The sequence below is a fragment of the Streptomyces sp. BR123 genome (assembly GCF_013401435.1).
In the GTDB taxonomy this organism is placed as follows: Bacteria; Actinomycetota; Actinomycetes; order Streptomycetales; family Streptomycetaceae; genus Streptomyces.
On sequence record NZ_JACBGN010000304.1, the window covers coordinates 1 to 8,279 of the forward strand.

General features: G+C 73.5%; 8 protein-coding genes. 2 read left to right on the forward strand and 6 right to left on the reverse strand.

What is annotated here, in order from left to right; translation table 11 throughout:
- Positions 1-320: 320 nt before the first annotated feature.
- From mshC to HYE82_RS30615, 4 genes are all read right to left on the reverse strand, one after another.
- A complete protein-coding gene (mshC, locus tag HYE82_RS30600) occupies positions 321-1,550 on the reverse strand; it encodes a cysteine--1-D-myo-inosityl 2-amino-2-deoxy-alpha-D-glucopyranoside ligase (protein ID WP_179177447.1) in 1,230 nt (409 codons plus the stop codon).
- 110 nt (positions 1,551-1,660) lie between these two features.
- On the reverse strand, positions 1,661-2,518 hold the full coding sequence (locus HYE82_RS30605) for an SCO1664 family protein (RefSeq protein WP_179177448.1): 858 nt from the start codon (positions 2,516-2,518) through the stop codon (positions 1,661-1,663).
- On the reverse strand, positions 2,482-3,072 hold the full coding sequence (locus HYE82_RS30610; protein WP_179177449.1) for a DUF3090 domain-containing protein: 591 nt from the start codon (positions 3,070-3,072) through the stop codon (positions 2,482-2,484). The genes HYE82_RS30605 and HYE82_RS30610 overlap by 37 nt, the downstream gene beginning before the upstream one ends.
- A 119-nt stretch (positions 3,073-3,191) precedes the next feature.
- On the reverse strand, positions 3,192-3,929 hold the full coding sequence (locus HYE82_RS30615) for a histidine phosphatase family protein (RefSeq protein WP_179177450.1): 738 nt from the start codon (positions 3,927-3,929) through the stop codon (positions 3,192-3,194).
- A gap of 79 nt (positions 3,930-4,008) precedes the next feature.
- Here HYE82_RS30615 and HYE82_RS30620 point away from each other — a divergent pair, with 79 nt between their 5' ends.
- Positions 4,009-5,001, forward strand: a complete 993-nt coding sequence (locus HYE82_RS30620) for a magnesium and cobalt transport protein CorA (protein WP_179177451.1) — start codon at positions 4,009-4,011, stop codon at positions 4,999-5,001.
- A 23-nt stretch (positions 5,002-5,024) separates the two neighbouring features.
- On the opposite strand, the gene HYE82_RS30625 is transcribed toward HYE82_RS30620, so the two are convergent.
- Positions 5,025-5,813, reverse strand: a complete 789-nt coding sequence (locus HYE82_RS30625; RefSeq protein WP_179177452.1) for a ferritin-like domain-containing protein — start codon at positions 5,811-5,813, stop codon at positions 5,025-5,027.
- Between the two features lie 259 nt (positions 5,814-6,072).
- On the reverse strand, positions 6,073-7,122 hold the full coding sequence (locus HYE82_RS30630; protein WP_179177453.1) for an LLM class F420-dependent oxidoreductase: 1,050 nt from the start codon (positions 7,120-7,122) through the stop codon (positions 6,073-6,075).
- Positions 7,123-7,224: 102 nt separating this feature from the next.
- Here HYE82_RS30630 and HYE82_RS30635 point away from each other — a divergent pair, with 102 nt between their 5' ends.
- Entirely contained in the window at positions 7,225-8,220 is a 996-nt protein-coding gene (locus HYE82_RS30635; RefSeq protein ID WP_179177454.1) for an aldo/keto reductase, read from the forward strand.
- The last annotated feature ends 59 nt before the right edge of the window (positions 8,221-8,279 follow it).

Genomic DNA, 8,279 nt, shown 5'->3' on the forward strand with positions numbered 1-8,279 from the left:
GCCGTTCCCCTGCCCGCCCTTCCCGAAAACGTGGGCTCCGCCCCCGGACCCCGGACGGCCGCTCCGCGCCCGCGCGCCCAAACGCCGCGCGGGCTTGGTTTCCCGACCCCGGTGCTTCGAAGCCGGGCAACCCCGACCCGCCGCCACGTCCCGCCCCGCCGGCATTCGCGGCTCCGGCCCCGCCGGTTCGAGGCGCGGGAGCCGGCCGCCCCGGAGCGCCTGCGGGAAGGCCGGGGCCGGTGCTGTGGCGGCCCCGGCCTTCCCGGTGTGCTCGGCCCCGCCAGGGCTTCGGCCTGAGCCGGACCGTGGCGGGTCGGGGGTTACAGGGCTACGCCCAGGAGGGCGTCCACCGTGCGGGTGACGAGTCCCGGGGCGGCGGTGTCGCTGCCGTCGGTGGCGTTCTGGGTGTCGACCCAGCGGTCCACGGCCGCAAGGGCGGCCGGCGCGTCCAGATCGTCGGCGAGGGCCGCGCGGACCTCCTCGACCAGCGCGTCGGCGGGGATGCCGTCCGGCCGGGACACGGCTGCGCGCCAGCGTGCCAGCCGGGCCTCCGCCTCCGCGAGGACGTCGTCGGTCCACTCCCAGTCCGCGCGGTAGTGGTGCGCGAGGAGGGCGAGGCGGATGGCCGCCGGGTCGACGCCGGCCCGCCGCAGGGCGGAGACGAAGACGAGGTTGCCCCTGGACTTGGACATCTTCTCGCCGTGCAGGGCGACCATGCCCGCGTGGACGTACGCCTTGGCCATCGGGAACTCGCCCGTGAGGACCTGCGCGTGCGAGGCGCCCATCTCGTGGTGCGGGAAGGCCAGGTCGGATCCGCCGCCCTGGATGTCGAAGCCCATGCCCAGGTGGTCCAGGGCGATGGCGACGCATTCGATGTGCCAGCCGGGGCGGCCCCGGCCGAGGGAGGCGCCGTCCCAGCTGGGCTCGCCGTCGCGGGCGGCCATCCACAGCATGGGGTCGAGCGGGTTCTTCTTGCCCGGGCGGTCCGGGTCCCCGCCCCGCTCCGCGGAGAGCAGGCGCATGGCCTGCGCGTCGAGGTTCGACACGCCGCCGAAGTGGGGGTCGGACTCCACGGAGAAGTAGACGTCGCCGTCCAGCTCGTACGCGGCGCCCGCGTCCCGCAGCCGCTCCACCAGCGGCACGATGCCCGGTATGGCCTCGACCGCGCCGATGTAGTGCTGCGGGGGCAGCATCCGCAGGGCGGTCATGTCCTCGCGGAAGAGGGCCGTCTCGCGCTCCGCGAGCTCGGTCCAGTCGTGGCCGTCGCGCAGGGCCCGCTCCAGGAGGGGGTCGTCGACGTCCGTGACGTTCTGCACGTAGTGAACCTGCCGCTTGGTGTCGAGCCACACGCGCTGCACGAGGTCGAACGCGTTGTAGGTCGCCGCGTGACCGATGTGGGTCGCGTCGTAGGGCGTGATGCCGCAGACGTAGATGCGGGCGACGGGCCCGGGGTCGAGGGTGATCTTCCCCTGGGTCGCGGTGTCGTGGATCTGGAGGTCGCGGCCCTTGCCGGGAAGGGCGGGGACCTCAGAAGCGGGCCAGGCATGCATGTGTCGAGCCTAACCGGACGCCTGTTCCGTCAACGAACCGGACCAGCACTGTTGGCCGAATAGGCGCTCTTGTGATCCTGCCCGTTCTGTGCGTGCCGGGTCCGGCCTGTTCAGACGGGGGGCCAGGGGATGGACGGCCACTGCCCGGAGGGCTGGGGGTGCACGCCGGTGTGCCGCAGGCGGTCCACGCGGGCGCGTACGGCGGCCAGCTCGGCAGGGGTGATCAGTTCGGCCAGCCGGGTGGCGAGCGGCGCCCCGGCCGCGAGCTGCCGCTCCAGGCCGGCCAGCACGGAGCGCGCCTCGTCGGTCAGCGGTTCGCCGGCCCAGCCCCACAGCAGGGTGCGCAGCTTGTCCTCGACGTGGAAGGTCACGCCGTGGTCGATGCCGTAGAGGCGGCCGTCGGGGGCGGCCAGCAGGTGGCCGCCCTTGCGGTCGCCGTTGTTGATCACGGCGTCGAGGACGGCGAGGCGGCGCAGCCGCGGGTCGTCGGCGTGGACGAGGAGTGCGGTGCGGCCCTCCCCGATGTCGGCGAAGGCGACCGGTTTCCAGCCGTCCTCCGCCTCCCCGCCCTCGACGAGGGCCAGCAGCCCGTCGGCCCCGGAGGCTCCGCCTGCGGCCGCGGCCTCGTCTGAGTGGATCCACTGCTGGACCATGCCCTCGCCGTACGGGCCGTCGCGCAGCACGGTCGGCGGGACCAGGCCCCAGCCGGTGGCCTCGGAGACCAGGTAGGCGGCGACCTCCCGGCGGGCGAGGCTGCCGTCGGGGAAGTCCCACAGCGGGCGCTCGCCCCTGACCGGCTTGTACACGCAGTCGGTGCTCGCGCCCCCGTAGGCCACCGTGCACAGCAGTACGGCGTTGGACGCACCGGAGATCCGGCCGACGACCGTCAGCTCGCCCTTGGCGAGCAGTTCCTCCCGCTCCCCCGTGGTGTTCACACCTGGCGCCGGTAGCCGTTCTGCCGCGGGCATACGTGTCCCTCGGGGTCCAGCGGGAGGCTGCACAGCGGGCACGGCGGCCGCCCGGCGTTGACGACGTCCAGGGCCCTTTTGGCGAAGGCCCGGGCCTGGGATCCGGTGAGGCGGACCCGCAGCATCGGCGGGCCGTTCTCCTCGTCCTGGAGCAGCCGCTCCTCCGCCTCGGCGAGGTCCTCCTCGGAGTCGGCCTCCAGTTCCACCAGTGCCTGGGCCTCGACGATCATCCGCTGGTGTTCGCCGTCCCAGGCGAGGGCCATGGTCCCGACGCGGAACTCCTCCTCGACGGGGACGTCGAGGGGGGCGGTGTCGGCGGCTTCGGCGGGGGCCATGGCGGGCACCGGCGCGTTGCCGCCGGTGCGCCGTACGACCTCGTCCAGCAGTTCGTCCATCCGTTCGGCGAGCGCCGCGACCTGAGTCTTCTCCAGGGAGACGCTGGTGACGCGGTGGCCGGCGGAGGCCTGCAGGAAGAACGTACGGCGTCCCGGCAGACCGACCGTTCCGGCCACGAAGCGGTCCGGCGGGTCGTAGAGGAACACCTGACGGGGCACGTCCAGTCTCCAAGTCTGGGGGTCCCCCCGGACGGAGTCCCGGGAGGCAGGGGCGGGCGCAGGGGCAGGGGTGTGGTGGCGCCCGTGTGTTGGCCCATCCACCCTACTGCGCCGTTCGATCACGCCGCTCCCGCGCCGCCGCCCACGACCGCGTTCCCGTGGTCCTCGGTGGCCGCCTCGAAGGTCTCGGTGTCGGCCGCGGCCGCGTCGGGTACGCGGGCGGGGCGCGGGGCGAGCGAGCCGAAGTCGCCGGTGTCGCCGAGCCGGAGCAGGAAGGGCCGGCTGGGCGTGTAGCGGACGGCGGTGACCGAGCAGGGGTCGACGTGGAGTCGTTGGAAAAGGTCCAGGTGCATGCCGAGGGCGTCCGCCACCAGGGCTTTGATGATGTCCCCGTGGGAGCACATGAGGAAGACGGCGTCGCTGCCGTGTTCCTCCTCGATGCGGGTGTTCCACTCCCGTACGGCGTCCACGGCGCGTGCCTGCATCGCGCGCAGCGATTCCCCTCCGGGGAAGGCGGCGGCGGACGGGTGGTGCTGGACGATCTTCATCAGGGGTTGTTCGGCGAGTTCGGAGAGTTTGCGGTTCGACCAGTCGCCGTAGTGGCATTCGCCGATCCGCTCGTCGGTGTGCAGCGGCAGCCCGGGGCGTGCGGCGAGCAGCGGTGCGAGGGTCTCCCGGCAGCGCTGGAGCGGGCTCGTGACGGCGGCGGCGATGGGCACCGCGGCCAGCCGTTCGGGGAGTGCCGCGGCCTGCTCCGCACCGCGCTCGTCGAGAGCCACGCCGGGCGTCCATCCGGCGAGCAGCCCTGCGGTGTTGGCGGTGGACCGCCCGTGTCGTACGAGGATCAGCGTGGCCATGGCGCCAAGGGTAGGCCCTGGCGTGCGGAACAGGGCGGGCGGCGGCGCCCGGGTGCGCGCCCGGCGCGTGCGGGGCACAATGCCCGGCGTGATTGTCGACTGCGCGATGTACCGGAACGGCCGCCGCTCCGCTGCCCCCGAGGACTTCTCGGACGCCCTCGACATGGCCCGGGCGGCGGGCGACGCCTTCGTCTGGATCGGCATGCACGAGCCGACGGAGGAGGAATTCGAGCACGTCAGCCGCGAGTTCGGGTTGCACCGGCTGGCCGTGGAGGATGCTCTGACCGCGCACCAGCGGCCGAAGCTGGAGGTGTACGACGACTCGCTGTTCGTGGTCCTCAAGCCGGTGGTGTACGACGAGGACGCGGACACGGTGACCGCGGGCGAGCTGATGGTGTTCATCGGCGATTCCTTCGTGGTCACCGTCCGGCACGGCGAGGGGGCGGCGCTGGCCGCCGTGCGGCGCCGGCTGGAGCAGGAGCCCGAGGTCCTGCGGCACGGCCCGACGGCGGTGCTGTACGCGGTGTCGGACGCGGTGGTGGACCACTACATGGAGGTGGCCGACGAGCTCCAGGCGGATCTGGAGGAGTTGGAGGCCGAGGTCTTCGCGCCGGCCGGCCCCGACACGCGGCACACCGCGGCCCGGATCTACGGCTTCAAGCGGCAGGTGCTGGAGTTCCGGCGGGCTGCGGGCCCGCTGCTGCAGCCGATGGACCGGCTCGCGTTCGGGAACGTGCCGTTCGTGCACGGGCCGGCGCAGCCCTTCTTCCGCGATGTCGCCGACCACCTGGCGAAGGCGAACGAGCACGTGGAGGGCCTGGACCGGCTGCTGTCGGACGCACTGGCCGCGCACTTGGCGCAGGTCGGCGTCCGGCAGAACGACGACATGCGCCGGATCTCCGCGTGGGCGGCGATGGCGGCCGTCCCGACCATGGTCGCGGGGATCTACGGGATGAACTTCGACCGGATGCCGGAGCTGCGGCACCCGTGGGGCTATCCGGCGGTGCTGGCGGTGATGGCGGCGGCCTGCCTGGGCCTGCACCGGCTGTTCAAGACCCGGGGCTGGCTGTAGGGCTGCGGCCGCGGGGGGCTGCGCTACGCGAACTCGGGTACGGGGGTGGGTGCGCCGCCGAGGGCGTTGCGCCGCTCCGGCGGGCTCAGGCTGATCATGCGGTGCCAGCCGGCGAACCGCTCGTACGCGTACGTCCCGCGGATCCCGGCGGCGATCGCGGCCGACTTGGGGGCGGGCCAGTGCAGCAGCCGGCCCATGTGCGCCATGACGGCGAGGCTCACGTCCCGGTAGACGGCGATCTCGGCGAGGGCGCTCTCGCGCAGCACCCGCTGGATCGTCCTGCCGCGCCCCTCGCGGGCGAGGCGCAGCAGCTCCTCGTGGCAGTAGGCGAGGTGGCCGTCCTCGTCGTGGCTGATCACGCGGATGGCCTTGCCGACGAGGGGGTGGTCGCCGAAGTGCCGGACGAGCATGTCCATCTGGTCGGCGGCGCGCTGTTCGGTGACCCGGCTGTGCGCGAGGTAGACGACGATGTCGTCCTCCGTCAGCCGTTCCTCGGCGCGCAGCCTGGCGTGTGCGAGGCCGATGCCGCGTCGCTCCAGCAGCATCGTGTAGTCGGTTTCGGGCGGCACGGCGACCGCGGACAGGCCGCGCTTGCGCAGCAGGGCGTGGAAGATGCGGCCGTGCTTGTCCTCGTCGGCGCCGTGCCGGGTGATCTTGGGGGCGAGGTGGCGCATGCTGTCGGGCACCAGGGCCGCGATCCGGGCGTTCTCCCAGCCGCCCTGGGTCTCCCCGCCGGCGGCGATGGAGCAGAAGAGCTGGAAGGAGTCGTCGTTGTCGACGATCTCCTGGAACAGGCTGCGGGCAGAGAGCATGCCTCGAGTCAACGGCCGTTCCGGCTGCCGGGCAACCGATAGGTCGCACTACTCGGCCGAATGAACGAACCGAGGGGGTGAACCGGGGGCGTAACCCGGCGGACGCCGCGCGCGTTGTTGCCTGTGTCGGCCGTGGCGGGGAAGACCCCCCGAGCCCCCACCACGGCCGCAGGCTTCGACCGGCCCGGCCGTCCCCCCGGTTCCGGGTCCGGTCCGGTCCGTTCCGTTCCGGTCCGGTCGGCTCCGTTCCGGTGCGGGATCAGGCGAGGCCTGCGCGCTCCAGGGCATCCGTGCCGGCGCGCAGGGCCTTGAGCCGCTCGTCCAGGGTGAACCCGGCCGGGGCGAGGGTGAGCGTGGTGACCCCGGCCTCGGCGTAGGCCCGCATGCCGTCCGCGATGCGGTCCACGGAGCCGAGGAGGGTGGTGGAATCGATCAGGGAGTGCGGGACGGCCGCGGCGGCGCCCGCCTTGTCGCCCGCCAGGTACTTGTCCTGGATCTCGGCGGCTTCCTTCTCGTAGCCCATGCGCCGGGCCAGCTGGTTGTAGAAGTTCTGCTTGCGGCTGCCCATGCCGCCCACGTACAGGGCGGTGTACGGGCGGAACATGTCGGCGAGGGCGGTCACGTCGTCGCCGACGGCCAGCGGGACGGTGGGGCAGACGTCGAAGCCGTCCATGGTGAGCCCGGCCTTCTCGCGCCCCGCCCGGATGTGGGTGAGCGCGGTGGCCTCCAGGTGCTCGGCCGCCGGGAAGATCAGCAGGGCGCCGTCGGCGATCTCGCCGGTCTGCTCCAGGTTCTTCGGGCCGATGGCGGCGATGTAGAGCGGGATGTGCTCGCGCTCCGGGTGCACGGTCAGCTTGATCGCCTTGCCCGGACCGCCCGGCAGGGGCAGGGTCCAGTGCTCGCCCTCGTAGGAGAGGCGCTCGCGGGTCATCGCCTTGCGGACGATCTCCACGTACTCGCGGGTCCGGGCGAGGGGCTTGTCGAACTTCACGCCGTACCAGCCCTCGGAGACCTGGGGGCCGGAGACGCCGAGGCCGAGCCGGAACCGGCCCTTGGTGAGGGAGTCCAGGGTGGCGGCGGTCATCGCGGTCATCGCGGGCTGGCGGGCCGGGATCTGCATGATCGCGGAGCCGACGTCGATGCGCTCGGTCTGGGCGGCGACCCAGGAGAGCACGGTCGGCGCGTCGGAGCCGTAGGCCTCGGCGGCCCAGCACACGTCGTAGCCGAGGCGGTCCGCCTCCTGCGCCACGGCGAGGTTGTCCGCGTCCATGCCGGCGCCCCAGTAGCCGAGATTGATGCCGAGCCGCATGTGTCGTCCCCTTACCGGTTTACCGATCAGTAACGTTGCTGTGAGCAGGGACTGTAGCGCGCCGGGCTTCGCCGCGTCAGCGCCCCAGTAGTCTCAGCGGTCATGGAGCAGAGGCATCTCGGCCGCACCGGCCTGCGCGTGTCCCGGATCGGCCTCGGCACCCTGACCTGGGGCCGGTCCGCGGACGGGCCGGACGAGGCGGGTGCCGCCGAGCAGTTGAAGACCTTCTGGGACTCGGGCGGCACCCTCGTCGACACGGCCGACGTGTACGGCGGCGGCGAGGCGGAGTACCTGCTCGGACAGCTCCTCGGCGGGCTCGTGCCGCGCCGGGAGCTGGTCGTCGCGACCAAGGCGGGCGGCGTCGCGGACCCGGACCGGCGCTTCGACGGCTCGCGCGGGCACCTGCTGGCCGCCCTGGACGAGTCGCTGGGCCGGCTGGGCACCGACTACGTGGACCTGTGGCAGATCCACGCCTTCGACCCGGCGACCCCGCTGGAGGAGACCCTGCAGGCGCTGGACCTGGCCGTGAGCAGCGGGCGGGCCCGCTATGCGGGGGTGGCGGAGTTCAGCGGCTGGCAGCTGGCGAAGGCGGCGACCTGGCAGCTGGCGGCGCCGGGCGGGGGCCGGACCCGGCTGGCCGGTGCCCAGATGGAGTACTCCCTGCTCCAGCGGGGAGTGGAGCGGGAGGTGCTGCCGGCGGCGCTGGACCTCGGCGTCGGCCTGCTGCCGTCGTCGCCGCTGGGCCGCGGGGTGCTGACGGGCAAGTACCGGGCGGGGATCCCGGCGGACTCCCGCGGCGCGTCCCCGACCATGGGCGCCTTCGTGGAGCCGTACCTGGACGAGGCGGCGGGCCGGATCGTGGACGCGGTGGCCACGGCCGCCCACGGCCTGGCCGTGACGCCGCTCCAGGTGGCGCTGGCGTGGGTACGGGACCGGCCGGGGGTGACTGCGCCGATCGTCGGCGCGCGGACTGCCGCGCAGCTGGCGGAGGCGCTGTCGGTGGAGGCCCTTAGTCTTCCGGAGGAGATCCGCCGGGCGCTGGACGATGTGTCGGCCCCGGTGCACCGCTACCCCGACCAGGACTGGAGCACGCTGTGAGTACGGACCGCCACGCCGCCGAGCCGGCCTCCCCCGGCCCGCAGGGCGAGGCCCCGAAG

What these genes read in the sequence shown, in the direction of transcription:
- mshC (WP_179177447.1), bottom strand. Translation starts at nt 1,550, where the DNA reads ATGCATGCCTGGCCCGCTTCTGAGGTCCCCGCCCTTCCCGGCAAGGGC.
- HYE82_RS30605 (WP_179177448.1), bottom strand. Translation starts at nt 2,518, where the DNA reads ATGCCCGCGGCAGAACGGCTACCGGCGCCAGGTGTGAACACCACGGGG.
- HYE82_RS30615 (WP_179177450.1), bottom strand. Translation starts at nt 3,929, where the DNA reads ATGGCCACGCTGATCCTCGTACGACACGGGCGGTCCACCGCCAACACC.
- HYE82_RS30620 (WP_179177451.1), top strand. Translation starts at nt 4,009, where the DNA reads ATGCCCGGCGTGATTGTCGACTGCGCGATGTACCGGAACGGCCGCCGC.
- HYE82_RS30625 (WP_179177452.1), bottom strand. Translation starts at nt 5,813, where the DNA reads ATGCTCTCTGCCCGCAGCCTGTTCCAGGAGATCGTCGACAACGACGAC.
- HYE82_RS30630 (WP_179177453.1), bottom strand. Translation starts at nt 7,122, where the DNA reads ATGCGGCTCGGCATCAATCTCGGCTACTGGGGCGCCGGCATGGACGCG.
- HYE82_RS30635 (WP_179177454.1), top strand. Translation starts at nt 7,225, where the DNA reads ATGGAGCAGAGGCATCTCGGCCGCACCGGCCTGCGCGTGTCCCGGATC.